Below are 21,162 nucleotides of genomic sequence, written 5' to 3'. Positions count from 1 at the left end.
CAAATGTATTATTGGAAATATGGATCATCTAATTCATAATTAAAAGTACCATTAGTAAGTGTAAATGGCCCTTCTATTATGTTATTATTTGTTATTAAATAATATGTAATATTGAAATTTCCTTTAATTCTTTTAGCTGCAATATCAAAATCAGTTACTCTAATACTACCTTGTTCAACTGATATTGTTTTGTTTCCTCTTCCTAAATCATAAAAACCGATGCTACTGTTGCTTCCGTTCATGATGGTTGCATTTTCGCTAACTAAGTCATAAGTACCAGCTGACCATTGGCTTTGAGGTATTCTTAAGTTAATGATTAATGATTCGTTACTAGCAACAGCATTCATAGTTGTATTAGAACCTTGAATCAATAAGTATTTATAATTTATACCTTCTGTTGTGTAGGTTTCGATTTTAACTTGATTCGTACTTGCATCGACATAATCCATTGGTTTAAGATTGTTAAACTGAACACCATTGATGTTTGCAGTCATGAAATTAGGAATAATTTCAGTAGTCAAATACTGTACGTTTTCTGAATTTGTAATAGTTTCATTTTGTGAAACATTTTCATTAGTAGAAAGAGGTTCAACCGTACAAGAAACTAATGTGATAAATGAAGCTAGAATTAGGGATAAATTTCGCATAAAATATGTTCTAAAATTTTCGGCAAAATTAGTTGTATTTATGATACGTGCAACAACTGAAAAGTTAAATAAATGTTAAAAAATTGTAATCAAAAATTGTAAAAATATCAATTTTGATTTTAAACTTAAATTTACTTTTGAAGGCTTTTAAGTGTTTGATTTACAGTGTTTTTTAAAATGTTTTAAAGTTAGTATTCGAAAATTAAAATTACATTATATGCAATAATTGTTTATTTAAATTGCATATAATGTAATTTTGTTGCAAATTTGCTACATTAAAAAAAACGCAGATTGATTGAAAAATTGAGCTGAAATTGATGTTTTTTTTAAGCTAAAAAAACATCCTTTTTAGGAGCTATTTTGCAAGAAAAAAGGATTGAATTTTTCTTTAAAAAAATGTTTTTGCAAAATTTTTATGTAAGAATATTCGTATTTTTACTTAACCCCCATCATTATTTTTAGTAATTTCATTTTTCGAATTATAAAATGATATAACAAAAAGCAAATTAAAAATGTAGTGAGTGTGATAAATAAAAACTTAGTTACAAATGACCAATCTTTATCTTTACAATAATAGGCAACAATAATGATAATGGTTTGATGTAATATATAAAATGGATAGACAGCTGTATTGCAATAACTAATAAGTTTACTCTTCTTATTTAAAAATTGTGCCGACATTCCAAAAAAGCATAATAACCAAGTCCACATATTGATTTGATTTACTGTTGCTTCAATAAAATGACGTTGCCAACCATCAGCATAACTAATAATAAATAAAAATAGTGGAAAAGTAATGCATCCAATTTTAAAATAAGTTTTATAATATGAACTTACGGTATTAAAAAATAGTTCTTGTTGTAAGATAAAAATAAAACCATAAAGGAAAAGAACAAGATTGTAAAAGAAATTGAACCAATCATCAAATAAACCGTGAGTTATTGGAAAGAAAGGATCTAAAAAACATTCCATTAAGAATAATGGTATTAATAATAGAAAAACACCATATTTTGAAGGTATTCTTTTGGAGGTCAATTGTAATAATCTGCAATTTGGTTTTCTTTTTAAATAATGAAATATTGGTAATAAAAGTAATGAGTAGGTTAGTATGTAAGGTAAAAACCATAAATGATGCCAACTCAAGTTTCCCTTAGGGTAGGTTCCTTTGAAGGATTCAGTTGGCCAAAATTCAAAATAGGAAGCTGAAAATTCAAAATTGGATAGGCGTTCTATATATATTTGTGGAGGAACAATAATACATATTCCAAAAAGTAAGGGAAGTAATAAACGAACGAAACGTTCTTTAGTGAATTGAATACTTGTTCTCTTTCTTAAAGATAAGGCAGCTCCCATTCCAGATATTATAAACAGTAAGGGCATTCTCCATCTATTTAAAAATAACATGGGATACATAATCCACTCATAAATTATATTGTTTTTAAGGTGCCAATCCCATGGAACAAAAAACATTCCTATATGATAAAAAATAAGTAGCGCAAAAGCTAAAACTCGTAACCAATCTAAATCGTAACGTCTTTCCATTTTTTTGTTTTTTTTGCAAATTTTAGCTTAAAAAACAAAGGGTCAAAAGATTTGGTATCAATGTCAAGTTTTTGTGATGGAATGCAAAAAGTGGTATGAAATACTTGCCCTTTTGGTACAAAGCAAAAGTACTATTGATTTATTTTGTCATTGAATAAAGCTAAATAGTTCCTAGAAACTGGAACTTGTTCGTCACAATTTTTTAATTTTATTTTATAACCTTGTGCATTTCCTTTTACATTTTCTATATAAGTTATATTAAGTAAATAGGAACGATGTGTTTTGCAGATTTCTGAGAAATTGGTCAACTCTTTTTCAAATTCTTTCAATTTCATTCTTTTTATTGAGGCTTTCGATTTGGCACCCTCCTTTGTCCAAATCTCAATATAATTACCTTCCGCTTTAGCAAAAATAAAGGATGAGACTGCTAATTTAAAAGTTTCCGATTTAAGTTCGGTTTCAATTTCAATTTCGTTTTTTAAAATAATTTTTGGATGTTCTTTTAATTTTAAATTCAATTCTGAGGCACGTTCACTATTTTTGATATATTGAATATTTAAATTAGCAGAAATAACACTAAAAGCTAATAAAAAACCACTGACAAGAGTATTGAATACTTCTTCAAATAAATAGTTGATTGAATGATTAAAAGGATTGTTGTACAAGATGTCTCGTAGTGAATAATTGCCAATACCTGTAAGTAATAATAGTATAAAAATAAAAAGAAGTTCTTTCTTTACAGTCCAATTTTCAGTAGTCTTAGAGTATTGATTGCTTATTTGTGCTAATAAATATAGAATTACTAAGGGAACAATAGTGTGAATAAAGGCAACAATCCAAACTTTTAATTTTAATTCATCATAATTAATTTCAAACGGTTCTATTACGTAATTAAAAAAAAATCCTAAAGCAAAAATTAGTAAGCTAATTTGAACTAATTTTTTGCCTTTATAGTAATAAAGATAAGGTTGTTCTAAATATTTTATAAAGTCATTCAAGTGAAGTAGTTTGAAAATAGGTAGTGCTAATTTATTGTTTAGCTTTTATTAAAGCAAATGGAGTATAAAATTATTTTGTTTTTAAAGATTGAGTATTATTTATTTTTTTTCGCTTTTATTGGTTTTATTTTCATTTTTTATTTTCATTTTTTGATTTTTTCTAAATAAAATTCTAAAAAAAATATATTTTTATTTTTTTTATATATTTACTAGACAAATGAGTAACTACAAATATGATGAAAAAAAATTATTCTAGTTTTTGGGGTGTTTGGTGTAAAACCCTATTACTGCTAAGTTTATCTTTTCCTTTTTTAGTCTTTTCAGGTTCTAAACCTAAAAAGCCAAAAAGTAAAAATGCTATCCAAAATGTAATTTATGATCCTGCCAGCTACATGGCTTTAACCGTAAATGGATTTAATGAGGACGTTATTGCAAATGGGGTTGGAAGTTTGAATACAACAACTACCAATGACGTGGATGGTGTTAATTTTTGCTATTTGGCTCAAGGAACACAAATTACATCAGGTTCAACTCCAACTATTTATGGATTGCCAACAGATGGTGTTTTAGCTGTAAATAATAGCGATTTGTTCTTCAATTTGGCTCCTTATGATTCAAATAATTCACTTCGAATTCAAGATAACGGAGTTTCTGGTTTATCGACGATTACCTTTACCGAATTAGAGTCTTTTGAAAACTTGTATTTAGCAGTAACCTCAGGAAGTGGTGCTTCTAGTGTTATTATTACTGTTAATTTTACAGATGCTTCTTCTCAAGTTTTTACTAGTGTAACTATTCCTGATTGGTTTAATTCTAATGCTTTACCTACTATAATTTCTGGGATAGGTAGAGGGAGTAGGTTAGATAATGGTTTGGAAAACCCAACAAATAACCCAAGAATTTATCAACTGGATTTAGCTATTGATCTAGCTAATCAAAGCAAAATTGTTTCTGGTATAACCGTTGAAAAGAGTAGTGGTGGTGTCTTTAACCTTTTTGCGGTAAGTGGAAAATTAGTGCCTGAATGTTCTGGACCATCAAATATCAACGCTACAACAGTTACTGCTTTTGATGCGGCTATTTCTTGGACAGGAGCCAACGTTGGTGATGCTTTTGAGGTTGCAATAGTAAATACTGGTGATCCAATACCTGCTTCTGGAGACGCAAGTACAACAAATACATATAATTTTTCAAATTTAAATCCTGAAACAACATATGATGTTTATGTAAGAACGGCTTGCTCTGGAGGTGGCTATAGTTTTTGGGCAGGTCCTTATACTTTTACTACTGCAGTAGCTTGTGAAGCACCTACAAATCTTGGAGTTGCTGGAATTACAACCAGTGAGGCTGTATTCAGTTGGGATGCTGGAACAGCAACAGAATGGGAATATGTAGTGTTAGCTTCTGGAAGTCCTGAACCAACTATGGGAAATACGATAACAATGGCTACAACAGGTAGCCTATCTGGTTTAATGTCAAATACATCCTACGATTTTTATGTAAGAGCTAATTGTGGAGCAAATGGCTACAGTGCATGGACATTGTATACTTTTGTAACTGCTTGTTCTGTGGTAACTAGTTTGAATGAAGATTTTGAAAGTACTGCAACAGGAGCAATTCCTAATTGTTGGTCTTTAATTAATGGCGGTGACGCAAATACTTGGGCAGTACAAAGTAATTTTCCAGCTTATCCACATTCTGGAACTAAATTTGCTAGAATAACTTATAGTGGAACAGCACACAACGACCTTTTAATTACACCACCTTTTACAGTAACTGCTAATGTAAGTGATATAATTAGTTTTTGGTCTCGAAATTACAGTGCGACTTATATTGATCGATTTAATGTTTTGGTCTCTACAACAGGAAATCAATTATCCGATTTTACAGATGTATTAGCTTCAAATGTGGGGCCTTCAACTACATATACAGAATATACATACGATCTTTCTGCATACGTTGGTCAAACCATATATGTTGCTATTCAAGCTATTTCTACAGATCAATATTATTTATTTATTGATGATTTAAAGACTTTAGGAACACCTATATGTGACGCGCCAACAAATCTTTCAGCTTCAAATATCACCTATACCTCTGCTGTGTTATCATGGGATGCTGGTGCTGGATCAGAATGGGAAATAGCTGTTCAGGAATATGGGAATGGAGAACCTGTATCTGGCGAAGTAGTTTCAAGTGTAACGTATAATGCTACTTATCCATCAGGAACTGTATCGGAGTTTTATGTGCGTACAGTTTGTGATAATAATACTGGATTTAGTCCTTGGGCAGGTCCTTTTGTTTTTGGTGGATATACTGAATTGGAAATTTTCACAGGTTTAAATGAAGATGTTATTGCTAACGGTATAGGTCCTTCTGCTTCTTCTACTACAAATAGTATCGATGGTGGTAATTTTGTTCTATTATCGAGAGATTTTAAATTGAATGCTCCTGATTCAGATTTGACTTTTGGATTACCGACAAATGGTATAATTAATAGTGCTAGTGTACCTGGACTTGTATTTAAAATAAATCCATTAAATAATCCTTACGAAGGGAATAATGTTTTACGAATAGATACTAATGGGGCTGCTAATGGTGGTACTTTAGGTTTTGATACTATTTCTAATGCAGAAATACTGTACTTTCTAGTGACATCTGGAGGTGGTTCTAGTACTGTTTCTGGAACAATTCATTTTGACGATGGTTCTAATCAAATTATTCCAGCTACGTTAATTCCTGATTGGTACAATCAAACTAGTTTGCCCATTGCGGTATCTGGTATTGGAAGAGTAAACACGAATACAGATGCTATAGAGAATCCTGCTGGAAATCCACGAATTTATGAGCTAGCTATAAATATTGATCCAGCGAACCAAGAAAAAACATTTACTTATGTAGATTTTCAAAAAGACTCTGGTACAGGAATAGTAAATATTTTTGCTGCAAGTATCAAGTATCCTTCTATAAATCTTGCTAATCCGGATTTTTTGGACACCAATACAATTAAGTTCTTTCCAAATCCAGTAAATTCACTTTTAAATTTAGAATTAACTTCGGAAGCAAGTAAATTACAAGTAATTAATTTATTAGGTCAGGTTTTAATCGAAAAAGAAGAAAACTTGAAAAAGGAAATGACAGTCGATATGTCTCATTTGCAATCTGGTGCTTATATTATAAATGTAACCATTGAAGGTAAGATACAAAGTGTGAAAGTAATTAAAAAATAAAGAATTTTATAAACTAAAAAGCCTTTAAATTATTTTAAAGGCTTTTTTAGTATCATTTTTTTCTGATGTAAATGTGTTTAACATTAGGATTATTTGTTTCTCGTACATCAATCTCAAATTTTTGCATGCTTTTAATTAATGGTAAAAGTTTACTAAAACCATAATTTCTCGGGTCGAAATCTGTTTTCTTTTTTAAAATCAAATTACCTAAGTCTCCTAAAAATGCCCAACCATTTTCATCTTCTAAATCATCTATACTAGTTGAGAACAACTGTATTATTTTGGGATCAATTTTGCTAAGCGGTGTTTTTTTCTTGGTAGAAGTGTTTTTGGTTGTTTTCTTAGATGAAGTTTCAATTGGATTATCGGAATCGTCTTTTTTCAAAATCTCAATGTAAATGAATTTATCACAAGCTGTGATAAAAGGTTTTAGAGTTTTCTTTTCCCCAATACCTATTACGGTCATTCCAGCTTCACGTAATCGGGTGGCCAATCTTGTAAAATCGGAATCACTAGAAACAATACAAAAACCATCTACTTTTCCAGTATACAAAATATCCATAGCGTCAATAATCAAAGCACTATCACTAGAGTTTTTGCCAACAGTATAACTGTATTGTTGAACTGGGGTTATAGCGTTTTCTAATAAGACATTTTTCCAGCCTGAAACAGTTGGTTTTGTCCAATCTGCATAAATTCTTTTAAAGGTTGGTGTTCCATATTTAGCAATTTCTTCAAACATTTCTTTTACATTCGCATAGGGAACATTATCCGCATCAATTAAAACAGCTAATTTTAAGTCTTTTTTTATTTCCATCTTTTCACTTTTGTTTGTCATAGTAAATGTACTACAAATGATTGAGTAAGCATAATAAATATTACCTTTGAAAAGCATAAAGACTTATTGTAAAAAATATGGCGTTATTTAAATCTATCAATAATAAAGCAAAAACGATTGATTCTTCAGGTTTTGGAACAAGTGCATCCAATTATGGAGGACGATTTGTAAATAAGAATGGTGATGCAAATGTTAGAAAAAAGGGGATTGGTTTTTTAGAACGAACCAGTTGGCATCATTTTATGCTTACTATTCCTAGATGGCAATTTTTTGGTATCATTATCTTGTTTTATTTTCTAGCGAACTTATTTTTTGCTACAATCTATTATTATATAGGTGTGGAACATTTAAATGGAATTATAGCTTCTAATAACACAGAAAAATTTGGTCAAGCCTTTTTTTTTAGTGTACAAACTTTTACAACGGTTGGTTATGGACATATTAACCCAACAGGGTTTTGGGCAAGTTTTGTTTCTTCAGTAGAAGCATTAACTGGTCTACTTACTTTTGCTATTGCTACAGGTTTATTTTTTGGAAGATTTAGTAAACCCGAAGCCTATATTAAGTTTTCTGAAAATGCAATTATTGCTCCTTACGAGAACGGTACCGCATTAATGTTTCGAATGACTCCTTTTAAAAATGTTAATTTAACAGACGCAGAAGCTAGAGTAACACTAGGATTGAGTATAGAAGAAAATGGAAAGATGGTCAATAAATTTTATCAATTGCCCTTAGAATTGGATAAAGTAAATGCATTAACGCTAAGTTGGACTTTGGTACACCCCATTACTGAGAAAAGTCCGTTATACAATTTCACAGCACAAGATTATGGTTCTATAGATGGAGAGATATTGGTTTTTATTAAAGTTTTTGATGATATTTATAGTACGCATTTAGTTAAACGAACTTCCTATATTTTTAAAGAAGTAGTATATGGAGCGAAATTTAATATTATGTATAATCAAAATGAGGACGATAGTGTTACTATTTTAGATTTGCAAAAGCTAAATTCATTTGAAAAAGTAACTTTGCCATAAATTATTTTTCGTAAAACTCAATAGGTAATCCATCTGGATCTTGAGTGAAAGTAAATCTTTTTTGTGTAATTTCATCTATTCGAATGGGTTCCACCGTTAGCTTGAATTTTTCTAAATGCTTAATGATGGTTTCTAATTTATCTACTTCAAAAGCCAAATGTCGTAAACCCGTTGCTTCTGGACGAGAAGGACGTTCAGGAGGATTTGGGAATGAAAATAATTCTATGGAGTATATATCATCAATAGCTAGATCTAATTTATAAGAGTGTCTTTCTGCCCGATAAGTTTCATTAATGACAGTAAGTCCTAAAATATCGACATAAAATTTTTTTGATATTTCATAATTTTTGCAAATGATAGCAATATGATGTATTTTATTTAGCATAATGTAAAAAATAAATCCTCATTGCGTTAATGAGGATTTATAGGTTTTTATAATTATTTCCCGTCTTTGTCTACAACAATTCTTTCTTCTCTGTTTGCAAGTTCCCAAGCTAAAGTAAAAGCTAATTGTGCTCTTTTTGCTAAAGCATCATATTCAATCTTATCAGGTGTATCTGAAGCCATATGATAATCTTTATGCACTCCATTAAAAAAGAAAATAGCTGGAACACCTTTTTTAGCAAAATTATAATGATCAGAGCGATAATAAATTCTTTCAGGATCATTACGATCATTGTATTTGTAATCTAATTCTAAATGGGTGTATTTTTTATTTGCAGCTTCATTAATAGTATGTAGTTCAGAACTCAAACGATCTGAACCTATTACATAGACGTAATTATTAGTATCTGGATGTAGAGTATCTCTTCTGCCAATCATATCTATATTAATGTCGGCAATAGTATTTTGTAATGGAAATAATGGGTTTTCTGAATAATATCTTGAACCATGAAGTCCATGTTCTTCACCTGTTACATGAAGAAATAGTATGGAACGTTTTGGACCATAACCGTCTTTTTTAGCTTTTGCGAATGCTTGTGCAATTTCTAAAAGAGCTACCGTTCCTGAACCATCATCATCAGCACCATTGTAAACTTCACCATTTTTTGTACCTACATGATCATAATGAGCAGATACGACAAGTATTTCATTTGGTTTTTCAGAACCTTCAATAAAAGCCCAAATATTTTCAGAATCATTTAATTTGGGAGCAAATCCTTTCGCCATGAATTCAGAAGGTACTTTTTGATACCAACCCTCAGCTTTTGCTGGAAAAGAAATACCACTTTTTTGATATTGTTCAATTAAATATTTTCCTGCTTTTTTTTGACCTTCTGTTCCAGTATCTCTACCTTCCATTTCGTCAGAAGCTACAATGTGTAAATGGGTACTTAATTCAGGTGCAGTAATTGTATTCATGTATTTAGTTACGTCTGCTTCTGTTTGTGCTTTAGGTACAGCATTACAACTTATTAAAAGTAAGGTTAGTAATCCACCAGAAATTATATTTTTCTTCATTTGATAAGGTTGGGTTTTAAATAAGTAAGTAAAAATAGCCTTTTTATAAGAAATTTGTAAAGGCAATTAACATTTTTTTATAATTATGTGTTTTCTATTATAAGGACTAGCGTTTTTATTTCGATACCTTTGCATCCAATTTATAGCTTATGGATTTTGAATACGAATACCTTTTGTTAATTCCTGTAGGTTTCATAGCTGGTTTTTTAAATACAATTGCAGGTGGAGGTACTTTATTAACATTACCAACCTTAATTTTTATGGGATTGCCAGCTCCTTTAGCCAATGGAACGAATAGAATAGCAATTTTAATTCAAACCTTCACCGCTGTGAGAGGTTTTAAAAGTAAAGGTATTAGTACTTATCCTTTTAGTTTGTATTTGGGATTATCTGCTTTACTAGGATCTTTTATTGGAGCTAAACTAGCAATAGGAATTGAAGGGGATTTATTTAATAAAATTTTGGCAGTTATCATGATAATGGTGTTATTGACTATCATTTTTAATCCCAAAAAAAATTATACCGAAGTAATAGAAAAAACAACAGGTAAGACCTTATACATATCGTTAATTATTTTCTTTTTTTTAGGTATTTATGGTGGGTTTATTAATGCAGGAATTGGTTTTTTAATGTTATTAATTCTTCCCTATGTCAATGGGTTATCCTTATTAAAATCAAATGCTACTAAAGTTTTTGTTGTTTGCGTTTATACTCTAGGAGCCGTATTGGTATTTGCCTTAGAGAAACAAATTAATTATATGTTAGCTTTTATATTAACTATTGGTAATGCTTCTGGAGCTTGGTTTGGAAGTCGTTGGTCTGTAAAAAAAGAGGACAAAGTAATTCGTTTGTTTTTGATAATTACAGTGTCCTCTTTAGCTATTAAATTGTGGTTTTTCTAATTTTAGTAAGTTACATATTCTGTAATTTCTAAGCCATAACCAATCATACCTACACGCTTTGTTGGCTCAGAATTGTTTGATAATAATTTTATACGTGAAATATCAATATCATGTAAAATTTGAGCTCCTATACCAAAATCTTTGGCATCCATTTTTACTTGAGGAGCTTTAATAATACCTTCTTCCTGTAAATTTTTTAATTCGGTTAAACGAGATAAAAGTTCCAAAGATTTTACTTCTTGATTGATAAAAATAATAGCTCCTTTCCCAACTTCGTCTATCTTTTTGAACATAACATCTAATTTTTTATCAGCATCATTCGTTAAGGTTCCTAAGATATCATTATTAACTTGAGTTGAATTAATACGCGTTAGAATCGCTTCTCCATTACTCCATGTACCTTTGGTTAAAGCAATATGAACTTGTTTATTAGTGGTTTGTAAATACGCTCTCAATCGGTAGGTTCCAAAACGAGTTTCAATTTCAAAATCTTCTTTCTTTTGAATCAAGCTATCATGTTGCATACGATACGCAACTAAATCTTCAATAGAAACTAATTTTAAATCAAATTTTTTAGCCACTTCTACCAGTTGTGGTAATCGTGCCATGGTACCATCTTCATTCATGATTTCCACAATTACTCCAGCAGGTTTAAATCCAGCTAATCGTGCAAAATCTATAGCAGCTTCTGTATGTCCTGTTCTTCTTAGTACACCTCCTTGTTTCGCAATTAAAGGGAAAATATGTCCAGGTCTTGCTAAATCAAACGGTTTTGTATTTGGATCTAGTAAAGAAAGTACAGTTTTAGCTCTATCTGCTGCAGAGATACCAGTAGTTACTCCATTACCTTTAAGATCAACGGAAACGGTAAAGGCTGTTTCCATATGATCAGTATTGTTTCGTACCATTGCATGTAAATCAAGCTCTTTACATCTACTTTCTGTAAGAGGTGTACAAATTAGACCTCTTCCATGAGTAGCCATGAAATTGATCATTTCTGGAGTACATTTTTCAGCTGCTGCGAGAAAATCACCTTCGTTTTCTCTATCTTCATCATCTACGACTATAATTACTTTTCCTTGACGGATATCTTCTATAGCTTCTTCAATAGTGTTGAGTTGTATGTTGTTAGACATGGTAGTTTTTTAGTTTTTTGAGAATCTTGAAAAAAGTTTTTTTATAGGATCAATTAACCAATCAAAATTAATCATAATTCCTATGTCGTTTGTGGCTCTATATGTTAAAAATAAAGCTAAAGGGGTTAAAATAATGGAAGACATCCACATTCCTAAAGCAACAGGAATTGTGTCTTCTTCTGCAATTTTTTTACCAAATGTATTCATGAAATGAAAGGCAATAAAAATGACAATAGCAAAAACAATAGGTAAACCAATTCCTCCTTTTCTAATAATGGCTCCTAAAGGTGCCCCAATAAAAAACATTAAAAGGCAAGAGAAGGCAATAATAAACTTTTCATGTACAACTACCCAATGTGAATTGATATTTTTCTTTTTGTATTCCAAGTCATTTTGGCTATTTTGAATACTGAATTCTGTACTCGAAGTATTACTAATTGCCATTTCTAAAATTTTTTGTTTTTCAGTATTTGAGAAAACGGTCAATATATTGTCGACTTTTTTTTCTTGATCAATATTTTGAACGCGATTTAACTGAAATACATAATCGTTTCTTTGAACTGTATTTTCAGCAAAAGAAACAATATCTTTATTGTAGTTATTTTGAAGGGAATCAATAGTATAATTTAATTCGTTTAATGTCAACATTTTCTCAGAAGTGATGTCTGCATTATCTCCCGTATTTTCATTTAATTTGGTTAAATCAATATTTAAGATATACTTTTTAAAACTACTTTTTGCAAAAGGTTGTTTGTTTCTTTCTTCATATTTTTTGGGTATTACATTTTCATAATAATTCCCATCAAGTAATTCTAATTGCAAATAGTTCGAATTTTCATCACTTCTTAAAACGCCATTTTTAGCCTTGATTACTGTATTGGCACCTAATCCTGCACTAGTATTTTTAATGTGCATGGTTACATCTTCTAAAAATTGACCATTGGCACCTGTTTTTTTCTCTACTTTTATATTTATGGCTGGGCCAATTGGATTAAATTGTCCTTCTGCAATAGCCATAGCAGGTCGTTGCTGAATAATAGTTTTTCGTAGATTTAAAAATTTATATTGTGCTTTTGGAATCACATTATTAGCAAAAATAAAAGAGATAATGCTTAATCCAAAAATAAATAGGGTAAGCATTCTCATGGCGCGTTGCAAAGAAATACCAGATGATTTCATAGCAGCGAACTCATAATTTTCAGCAAAACTCCCAAAGGTCATTATCGAGGCTAATACAACTGATAGAGGCAGCACAAGTGGAACTATGGTAGGTGCATAAAAAGATAAAAATTTAATTATCGTAAAAAAATCTAAGTCTTTACCTGCTAATTCAGAAATAAAAAGCCATATTCCTTGTAAAACGAATATAAAAAAAAGGATTACAAATACCGAAGTAAATGTAATCGTAAAAGATTTAATAATGTATTTATCTAAGATTTTCACCTTTTAGTCTAGTCTATTGATATAATAATTTGGATATTTTGACTCGGTAAAGGTAAAATGATTATCTGATAAAGGTTGGTTTGTTTTAAAAGAATTAACAGTTAATGTAGTTCTTGTTCCATTTTTTCCAACTTCGATAAGGTTATATATATTTTTGGTTTGAACATCTATACCTAAAAGGATTTCTTTTCTTTGGTCTTTTGAACTGATAGGAATCAATTTTATATATTGAATTTTTCTTCCTTTTATATCTTGTAAAATATCCCAAGAATATTTGTATCCCGTATTAAAAAAAGTAAGCATTTTTGATGGTGTTACTGCATTTTCATCTTTGTCATCAAATTTAGAAATTGATATTTCTTCATCTTCTGGAACAATAGTATATACTTTCTTACCATCAAATATTTTAGTAACTCCCATAAAATTTAAATTGTATAAATTTCCTTTCAAAGTTACGTTTCCTTTACTTTCTTGATTAATGTTTTCACTAGGGTTGTTTAAAGCATACTTAAAATCAATAACTATATTTTCATAAGTTTTAACTTTAGCCGAAACTTCATCTAAAAGACTTTTAGCTTTTGCTGCATCCTGCGCTTGAATTGAAACACTTACTAAAAGAAAACATACTAATTTTAAAATTTTACTCATCTTATTTAACTTAATTATTGTTTTGTTCATTGTTTAAAAAATGTTCGAGAGCTACTAAATCAGCAATTAAAACCGATCGGGCTTTACTACCTTCAAAGGGTCCAACAATACCAGCGGCTTCTAATTGATCAATGATACGACCCGCTCTATTATAACCTAATTTTAATTTTCTTTGAATTAATGAGGCACTACCTTGTTGTGCAGTCACAATTACCTCGGCTGCTTCTCTAAATAACGTATCTCGATCCGAAATATTAATATCAAGAGTCGTGCCACTTTCTTCACCTACATACTCTGGTAATTGATACGCTTCAGGATAGGCTTTTTGACTACCAATAAAGTCACATACTTTATCTACTTCAGGAGTGTCGATAAAAGCACACTGAACACGAACCATATCGTTGCCATTAGTGTATAACAAATCTCCTCTTCCAATAAGTTGATCTGCACCACCAGCATCTAAAATAGTTCTTGAATCGATTTTAGACATTACCCTAAATGCAATTCTGGCAGGGAAATTGGCTTTAATCATACCCGTAATGACATTTACAGAAGGTCTTTGTGTGGCAATGATGAGGTGAATACCAATTGCACGTGCTAATTGTGCTAAACGGGCAATAGGAGTTTCTACTTCTTTACCAGCTGTCATAATTAAATCCGCAAATTCATCAACTACTAGTACAATATAGGGAAGAAAACGATGACCGTTTTCGGGGTTTAGTTTGCGTAGTTTGAATTTCTCATTGTATTCTTTAATATTACGCACCATTGCATCTTTTAATAAAGAATAACGGTTGTCCATTTCAATACATAACGAGTTTAGGGTATTAATTACTTTGGTATTATCAGTAATAATAGCATCTTCTGTATCGGGTAGTTTGGCTAAATAATGTCTTTCAATTTTATTAAATAACGTTAGTTCCACTTTTTTAGGATCGACCAATACAAATTTTACTTCAGCTGGATGCTTTTTATAAAGTAAGGATGCTAAAATGGCATTTAAACCAACGGATTTTCCTTGTCCTGTTGCTCCAGCCATCAATAAGTGAGGCATTTTTGCTAAGTCAACTACAAAGGTTTCATTGGAGATTGTTTTTCCTAAAGCCACAGGCAATTCCATTTCTGCTTGTTGAAATTTAGGAGAACTAATCACACTCTTCATGGGTACTAAAGTTGGATTGTTATTTGGTACTTCAATACCAATAGTACCTTTTCCAGGAATGGGAGCAATAATTCGGATCCCTAAAGCAGCTAAAGATAAGGCAATATCATCTTCAAGATTTTTAATTTTAGAAATACGAATTCCAGCATCAGGAACAATTTCATAAAGCGTAACAGTAGGTCCAACGGTTGCTTTTATTTGAGAAATACCGATACTGTAGTTTTTAAGTGTTTCTACAATACGGTTTTTATTTTCTTCTAATTCAGCTTGATTAATAGTTATTCCACCTGTTGAATATTCTTTTAAAAGATCTATAGGAGGGAATTGATAATTGGATAATTCTAATGTAGGATCAAATTCTCCAAAATCTTGAACTAATTTAGCAGCCAAATTACTGTCAATAATTTCTTCTTCTGCTGCTGTTTCAATGACGAAATCATTATCGTCTGAAATAATGGTAGTTTCAGGCTGACTTATTTTTTCAGTAATGCTAAAATCTTCTTTTTTAGGTTTAGGATCTAAATTGAGTTCGGAAGGATTTGAAATTGTGGGTTTTAAAGCTTCTTTGTTGATTTCAAAAGGAGATGTTTTTAATTCAATTTTAGAGATAGCTTCTTCATCTTCTCTAATGATAAAATCGTCATCATCGGCAACTGTAATCTCCTCTAAAGTATTTACAGGGGTTATAGTAGGTTCTTTATCAACTGCTTTTTCTTTTTGTAAGTCCTCATGGAAAGAAGTATTGGATTTTTCGAAAGCTTGTTTTACTCGATCTGGAGAAACTTTTATTTTAAAAATAAGATAAATAACGATGCCAAAGAATAACGTTAAACCTGTTCCGATTTGACCAATATAATCTTGTACATACGTGTTAATTTCAAAGCCAATAGTTCCCGCTAATTCGGGTAAATAGTCCCAAAAAAATCCAAATAGTACAGAAAGAACTATAATGAGATATAAATCCCAAAAAAGGGTCTTTTTAAGTTTTCCTAAACTCAAATCTAAAATAAGATAAGCACCGGCTAAGAATAAAATACGTACAAAAACAAAAGAGGCTACTCCAAATCCTTCATAAAGAAAGAAATGGGCTAAATAAGCACCAAATTTACCCAACCAGTTTTTGGTTTGGATACTTCGGTCTAAGACATCGTTCACTTGACTTTGATCATAATTTCCCGTTAAGAAATAAGAAATAAATGATAGTAACAAAGCTACAGCAAGCAAAACAAACAAGACACCAATGGTGAATTTTTGCTGCCTTGACAGTCGCCACGATTTCTTTTCTTTTGTAGTTGTCTTATTTTGTGATTCTTTTTTGTCTTTTTTAGCCATGTAGCAAACACTATTTTACAAAAATAGAGAATTTAAAATAAATATGGTATATATATTATACTTCCAATAACGATTGCGGTTAACGCAGCAAAAAATACGGCACCAGCAGCAATATCTTTAATAAAACCAATTTTTTTATGATAGTCAGGATGAATAAAATCTGCAATTTTTTCTACCGCTGTATTCAAGCCTTCAATCCCTAAAACCAATCCTGTTGCAAGTGTTTGAATTAACCATTCTTCTTTGGTAATTTTAAAATAAAAACCTGCTACAATTAATAACAATCCAATACTTAACTGGACCATTACGCTATGTTCTGTAGTGGCTAATTTAAAGGCTCCTTTTACAGCAAATACAATACTTTTTAATCTTCCTTTTACGAAAGTATTATCTTTTTCAAAACTCATTTTATAATGACGCTAACGCAGATTCATAATTAGGTTCGTCTGCAATTTCAGCAACTTGTTCTGTGTATTTTACCGTTCCGTTTTCATCTAAAACGATAACCACTCTAGAATGTAACCCAGCTAAAGGACCGTCTACGATTTCTAAACCATAGTCTTTTCCAAAACTTCCTGTACTAAAATCAGATAAATTAATTACATTTTCTAAACCTTCTGCACCACAAAAACGTTTTTGAGCAAATGGTAAATCACGTGAAATGCATAACACTTTGGTGTTTTCTAATTGGCTTGCTTTTTGGTTAAAAGCCCTAACAGATGCTGCACAAGTTCCTGTATCTACACTAGGAAATATATTTAATACTAATTTACTTCCAGCAAAATCAGCTAAATTAATCGTGCTTAAATCTGTTTTTACTAATTTGAAATCAGGTGATTTTGATCCCACTTTTGGTAATTCTCCTGAAGTATGTATTGCGTTTCCGCCTAAGGTTACTGTAGCCATAATTTGTTTTTTTAATGAAGTTCAAAAGTAATAAATTATATTGAAATGCTATTTATATAATTTTTCTTTTGCATTTTTTTATGTTTTTTAAAACCAAAAAAACATTTTTCTCGTAAATGACATTATAACATAAAATATAAAACATGAAAACCAGAAAAAAATTAGCTTTTGCATTTGTTCTTATTACTTTTTTATCAGGAATTGAAATGAATGCCCAAAAAGAAAAAACAGTCGAAGTAGGTGGTGCTCCTATGTATCCAAGTAAAAACATAGTTGAAAACGCAGTAAACTCTAAAGATCATACAACTTTAGTGGCAGCCGTAAAAGCAGCTGATTTAGTAGACGTTTTAGCTTCTGATGGACCTTTTACTGTTTTTGCACCAACGAATGCAGCATTTGAAAAACTACCTAAAGGGACTGTAGAAACTTTATTACAACCAGAAAATAAAGCCCAATTGCAAACCATTTTGAAATATCATGTAGCTGCTGGAAAATGGAGTGCTGCAGCTATTGTCGCAGCTATAAAAAAAGGAAATGGAAAATATAGTTTTCAAACGGTTAGCGGTGGTACTTTAACCGCTTGGATGAAAGGGAAAGATGTCTATATTACAGATGAAAATGGAAATAGCTCGAGAGTTACAATTGCTGATGTGAATCAAAAGAATGGCGTTATACACGTGGTAGATACGGTTTTACTACCTCGTACATAGTTGTTTAGTTTTAGTTTGTTTTTTTGGGGAAGGCGCTACTGTTAAGTAGCGCCTTCTTTTTTATTTAAAAGTATTTTTTCAATAACTGAAAATAAAACTGCAGTATTCCAATCTTCGTTATATTCAAAAAGGCAATAATCATTCTTATTGGATTTTGATGCGATACTGTACTTGGTAAAATAATTTTTAGTATATAAATCTTTCCAAAGAATTGTTTTTTTGTTTTTTAATTCAACTCCTTCAGGTTTGATTTTAATTGGTCCAAAATTAAATTCTTCTTTATTTTGATATAATTTGATAAACTTTTCAGCTGTAGGAATAAAATATAAATCTTGTAAAGAATTAATTATAGATGCATATTTTTGAAATAATTCTTTTTTTCTTATTCCATAAATTGATTTTAATTTGAGTCGTAATATTTTACCTTCTTTATTTCTAATTTCAATTAAATATATTCTCCCAAATGTAAAGGCATAACCCTTAATCCATTTAACTCCATATCTAAATGAATCAATATCTTTTGTTTCAAATTTTGTATTTGATCCATTAGCTAAATCATTATCTTCAAATTCAATATAATTTGGTGATAGAATTAGTTTTCTTTTACGGTCATAAAAACTAGATTTGATACTATATTCAATTGGTTGTTCCATTAATTACTTCGTACTTTCCAACCAATTTTTAAAGTCGTAAAAGTTTTGAGGAGAAACGCCATGGCCAATAGGATATTCTTTGTAAGTTACTGAAAAACCAAGATTTTCTAAAAAAGGTTTTGCTTTTCGTGCCCAATCTACAGGAATCACTTGGTCAACCGTACCATGTGAAATATAGAATTGTAAATGTTGGTTTGCTTTCTTTTGATACTCAGTAACCAATATGTTTTCGTTTAAATAACCGCTTAATGCAACAACACGACTAATTTTTTCTGGGTAACTCAATGCGGTTGCATAACTTAGAATACTCCCTTGACTAAAACCAATTAACGTTACTTGTTCTTTTGCTATAGGATATTTTTCCAGTACTTCATCAATAAAGGAAGCAATTAAATCTCTGGATTGTTGTGCTTGAACATCATCTGAGAATTTATTTTCATCCGCATCAAAATGGATGGCATACCAAGCATGACCATATGGCTGTAAATTATAAGGTGCGCGTACCGAAATGACATAGTATTCCTCAGGTAGTTCACTGGCAAATGAGAACAAGTCTTCTTCATTACTGCCGTAACCGTGTAATAATAGTAAAAGAGGATTTTGTGCTTGTATGTTTTTTGGTTCTCTAACGAGATAATGTAAATTCATGGTTGTGTATTCTGATTATTGGATGTCAAAAATAGCACTAATATTTATTTTTCTGGTCTTAAATTGAAAAAGTTGTAGGTTAGCCCCGATAATAGTGGCATCCTTTTTATTTTCTTTTTTTCCTCTTTTAGGTGAAAGAAAATAAAAAGATAGAACGAATAGCGGGAGGATTTTGCTGCGAATTCGATTTAGGTGCTCCTAAGAGTTCTCGATACACCACAATTGAAATTGAGACACTCGAAGTGAGGATTTGATTTTTAATTATACCAAAGATTCGATGGAGAAGAAATCGATTTTGGATTGTTTGAAATTTCGGATTCTATTGAGTACGGCATTACCGTTGCTAGAGCCATCTGCATTGGTATTGCCTTCAATGGTTTCGATAGTATCACCTTGCACGCTAATTACGATACCCGTGTGAAACCAATCGTAAGTAGATTTTTGCAAAAGAAACAGGTCACCAGGTTGAATTAGACTAGGGTTGGTTCTGGCAGTTTGATAGCGTGTCAAGATTTTCTTTTGCAATCCGGTTGTACCAATGGTGTCGCAACTGTAGGATAACGGCATGAGGGTTTTGAAATTTTTTCCTACTATAGAAGCGGCTTGATCAATTATGGTTTGTGCAAACCCCATGCACCAATACCAATACGTGCCTTCGTTGCCATCCATATAAGCACGTACCCAAGGACCTGAGTTGCTCTGATTTCGAATGATTAATTCGAATGGGTTGTATTTGGCGTGATTTTTTGCCGTGTTGATTACTAATTCTCTTAAGTTGTTACCCGTAATAGGAGCTTCAAATGCATTTTTAAGAGGCGCTGTTAGTTGCGCAAACAAGTGGGTATCTACAATTCCTGTGGGTCTTTCCCCAATTGCCGTTTGGAAGTTCATGACGGCTTTTTCAGTAGCGGGACCAAAATCGCCATCGATACCAGTAGCTGTTCCAGCGTTTGGATTTTGCATGGCAAAGAGGGTGAGCCACGATTGAATTTTTTCAACATCTTTTTTAATCTTAGTAGTTCCAAATCGTTGTTGGGTACTACTAATGCTGATTTCTTTAAGGTATGATTTTTTTTGCATGATTCGATTTTTTAGATACTAAAAATAATCATACTTAAAGAGGTGATTTCGGGGAAAAAGCCTGTTTTCTTTGGGATAAATTTCCTGTTTTTTTGGTTTAAATAAAAAACCTGCTTTATAAATCAATATAAAGCAGGCATCAAAAAAAAATAACTCACGAGGGGTTTTTATTCTTCTTCTTCTTCTTCTTCTTTTGCATCAAAATTGATAGAATTGTACGCGGCATCTGTTAAGGCATAATCTGCGTCTTTCTCTTCTTTAAGCGTTTCTAATAATAGTTTTAATGCTTTTTCTTCTTTTAGAGTTTTGGCAAAAGAAGCAAGTGTACCATAAGTTGCTATTTCATAATGTTCAATCTTTTGTGAAGCTGCAATTATTCCCGCATCTCTAACAGCTCCAATTTCCGTTTCCTTTACAATTTCTTCTCCTTCTTTGATTAAACCATCCATTGCTTCACATTTCTTAGCACTTGCTTTTTCGCCAATACTTTCAAAGACTTTTTCTAGTCTTTCTATTTGATGATGGGTTTCTTCTAGATGACTATCTATGGTTTTAATTAATGTTTTGCTTGTTGCATTTTTAGACATTTTAGGAAGTGCTTTAGAAAGCGCTTTCTCCGCCCAATAAATGTCTTTTAGAGAATCGATAAATAAGTCTCTTAATCCTTCCGCTGCATTTTTTTTAGGAGTTGCTTTGGTTGTTGTTTGTTTTTTTTCTTTGGTTTCCATACTGTTTATTTTTAGTAATTATTAGTAGGATAAAGGTAGTTGCAGTTTATAACGAAGGAGT

General features: G+C 31.2%; 20 protein-coding genes. 4 read left to right on the top strand and 16 right to left on the bottom strand.

Going from position 1 to position 21,162, the window contains the following annotated elements:
- Positions 1-8: 8 nt before the first annotated feature.
- The 3 genes from NHF47_RS13740 to NHF47_RS13730 all read right to left on the bottom strand — a co-directional run bounded on the left by NHF47_RS13740 (position 9) and on the right by NHF47_RS13730 (position 3,187).
- Positions 9-647 carry a hypothetical protein gene (locus NHF47_RS13740; protein WP_252765473.1) on the bottom strand — a complete coding sequence of 213 codons (639 nt, stop codon included), beginning with the start codon at positions 645-647 and terminating at the stop codon, positions 9-11.
- Positions 648-1,082: 435 nt separating this feature from the next.
- On the bottom strand, positions 1,083-2,189 hold the full coding sequence (locus NHF47_RS13735) for an acyltransferase family protein (RefSeq protein WP_252765472.1): 1,107 nt from the start codon (positions 2,187-2,189) through the stop codon (positions 1,083-1,085).
- 131 nt (positions 2,190-2,320) lie between these two features.
- Positions 2,321-3,187: a LytTR family DNA-binding domain-containing protein gene (locus NHF47_RS13730; RefSeq protein ID WP_252765471.1), complete on the bottom strand. Its 867-nt coding sequence runs from the start codon at positions 3,185-3,187 to the stop codon at positions 2,321-2,323.
- Between the two features lie 233 nt (positions 3,188-3,420).
- Here NHF47_RS13730 and NHF47_RS13725 point away from each other — a divergent pair, with 233 nt between their 5' ends.
- A complete protein-coding gene (locus tag NHF47_RS13725; RefSeq protein WP_252765470.1) occupies positions 3,421-6,417 on the top strand; it encodes a T9SS-dependent choice-of-anchor J family protein in 2,997 nt (998 codons plus the stop codon).
- Positions 6,418-6,469: 52 nt separating this feature from the next.
- On the opposite strand, the gene NHF47_RS13720 is transcribed toward NHF47_RS13725, so the two are convergent.
- The gene (locus NHF47_RS13720; RefSeq protein ID WP_252765469.1) at positions 6,470-7,234 is read right to left on the bottom strand and encodes an NYN domain-containing protein; all 765 of its coding nucleotides are present in this window, start codon (positions 7,232-7,234) and stop codon (positions 6,470-6,472) included.
- 98 nt (positions 7,235-7,332) lie between these two features.
- Here NHF47_RS13720 and NHF47_RS13715 point away from each other — a divergent pair, with 98 nt between their 5' ends.
- A complete protein-coding gene (locus NHF47_RS13715) occupies positions 7,333-8,292 on the top strand; it encodes an ion channel (protein WP_252765468.1) in 960 nt (319 codons plus the stop codon).
- Position 8,293: 1 nt separating this feature from the next.
- Here the strand turns inward: NHF47_RS13715 and NHF47_RS13710 are convergent, their stop codons facing one another.
- On the bottom strand, positions 8,294-8,677 hold the full coding sequence (locus tag NHF47_RS13710; RefSeq protein WP_252765467.1) for a VOC family protein: 384 nt from the start codon (positions 8,675-8,677) through the stop codon (positions 8,294-8,296).
- Positions 8,678-8,730: 53 nt separating this feature from the next.
- Positions 8,731-9,753 carry a M28 family metallopeptidase gene (locus NHF47_RS13705; RefSeq protein ID WP_252765466.1) on the bottom strand — a complete coding sequence of 341 codons (1,023 nt, stop codon included), beginning with the start codon at positions 9,751-9,753 and terminating at the stop codon, positions 8,731-8,733.
- 149 nt (positions 9,754-9,902) lie between these two features.
- On the opposite strand from NHF47_RS13705, the gene NHF47_RS13700 reads away from it, so the two are divergent.
- Positions 9,903-10,655 carry a sulfite exporter TauE/SafE family protein gene (locus tag NHF47_RS13700; protein ID WP_252765465.1) on the top strand — a complete coding sequence of 251 codons (753 nt, stop codon included), beginning with the start codon at positions 9,903-9,905 and terminating at the stop codon, positions 10,653-10,655.
- A 2-nt stretch (positions 10,656-10,657) separates the two neighbouring features.
- Here the strand turns inward: NHF47_RS13700 and ribB are convergent, their stop codons facing one another.
- Genes ribB through tpx form a run of 6 tightly spaced genes read right to left on the bottom strand, consistent with a single transcriptional unit; the run spans position 10,658 to position 17,282 of the window.
- Entirely contained in the window at positions 10,658-11,791 is a 1,134-nt protein-coding gene (gene ribB / locus NHF47_RS13695; protein WP_252765464.1) for a 3,4-dihydroxy-2-butanone-4-phosphate synthase, read from the bottom strand.
- A gap of 9 nt (positions 11,792-11,800) precedes the next feature.
- A complete protein-coding gene (locus NHF47_RS13690; RefSeq protein ID WP_252765463.1) occupies positions 11,801-13,234 on the bottom strand; it encodes an LptF/LptG family permease in 1,434 nt (477 codons plus the stop codon).
- 3 nt (positions 13,235-13,237) lie between these two features.
- Positions 13,238-13,882, bottom strand: a complete 645-nt coding sequence (locus NHF47_RS13685) for an outer membrane lipoprotein carrier protein LolA (RefSeq protein ID WP_232338097.1) — start codon at positions 13,880-13,882, stop codon at positions 13,238-13,240.
- Between the two features lie 10 nt (positions 13,883-13,892).
- Positions 13,893-16,376, bottom strand: a complete 2,484-nt coding sequence (locus tag NHF47_RS13680; protein ID WP_252765462.1) for a DNA translocase FtsK — start codon at positions 16,374-16,376, stop codon at positions 13,893-13,895.
- Positions 16,377-16,408: 32 nt separating this feature from the next.
- Complete coding sequence (locus NHF47_RS13675) at positions 16,409-16,783, bottom strand: diacylglycerol kinase (protein WP_252765461.1); 375 nt, start codon at positions 16,781-16,783, stop codon at positions 16,409-16,411.
- A 1-nt stretch (position 16,784) separates the two neighbouring features.
- Positions 16,785-17,282, bottom strand: coding sequence for a thiol peroxidase (gene tpx / locus NHF47_RS13670; protein WP_252765460.1), 498 nt, complete (start codon positions 17,280-17,282; stop codon positions 16,785-16,787).
- A 143-nt stretch (positions 17,283-17,425) separates the two neighbouring features.
- On the opposite strand from tpx, the gene NHF47_RS13665 reads away from it, so the two are divergent.
- Positions 17,426-17,992 carry a fasciclin domain-containing protein gene (locus NHF47_RS13665; RefSeq protein ID WP_252765459.1) on the top strand — a complete coding sequence of 189 codons (567 nt, stop codon included), beginning with the start codon at positions 17,426-17,428 and terminating at the stop codon, positions 17,990-17,992.
- Positions 17,993-18,033: 41 nt separating this feature from the next.
- Here the strand turns inward: NHF47_RS13665 and NHF47_RS13660 are convergent, their stop codons facing one another.
- From NHF47_RS13660 to NHF47_RS13645, 4 genes are all read right to left on the bottom strand, one after another.
- Positions 18,034-18,645, bottom strand: a complete 612-nt coding sequence (locus tag NHF47_RS13660) for a hypothetical protein (RefSeq protein ID WP_252765458.1) — start codon at positions 18,643-18,645, stop codon at positions 18,034-18,036.
- Between the two features lie 3 nt (positions 18,646-18,648).
- Positions 18,649-19,293, bottom strand: coding sequence for an alpha/beta hydrolase (locus tag NHF47_RS13655; RefSeq protein WP_252765457.1), 645 nt, complete (start codon positions 19,291-19,293; stop codon positions 18,649-18,651).
- A gap of 261 nt (positions 19,294-19,554) precedes the next feature.
- The gene (locus NHF47_RS13650; protein ID WP_252765456.1) at positions 19,555-20,373 is read right to left on the bottom strand and encodes a peptidoglycan-binding protein; all 819 of its coding nucleotides are present in this window, start codon (positions 20,371-20,373) and stop codon (positions 19,555-19,557) included.
- Between the two features lie 167 nt (positions 20,374-20,540).
- Complete coding sequence (locus NHF47_RS13645) at positions 20,541-21,101, bottom strand: ferritin-like domain-containing protein (protein WP_252765455.1); 561 nt, start codon at positions 21,099-21,101, stop codon at positions 20,541-20,543.
- Between the last annotated feature and the right edge of the window lie 61 nt (positions 21,102-21,162).

Origin of the sequence: Flavobacterium sp. NRK F7 (assembly GCF_024054195.1) — a bacterium.
In the GTDB taxonomy this organism is placed as follows: Bacteria; Bacteroidota; Bacteroidia; order Flavobacteriales; family Flavobacteriaceae; genus Flavobacterium.
The sequence above is the reverse complement of the archived record's forward strand: the minus strand, read 5'-3'. Positions and strand labels throughout refer to the sequence as shown.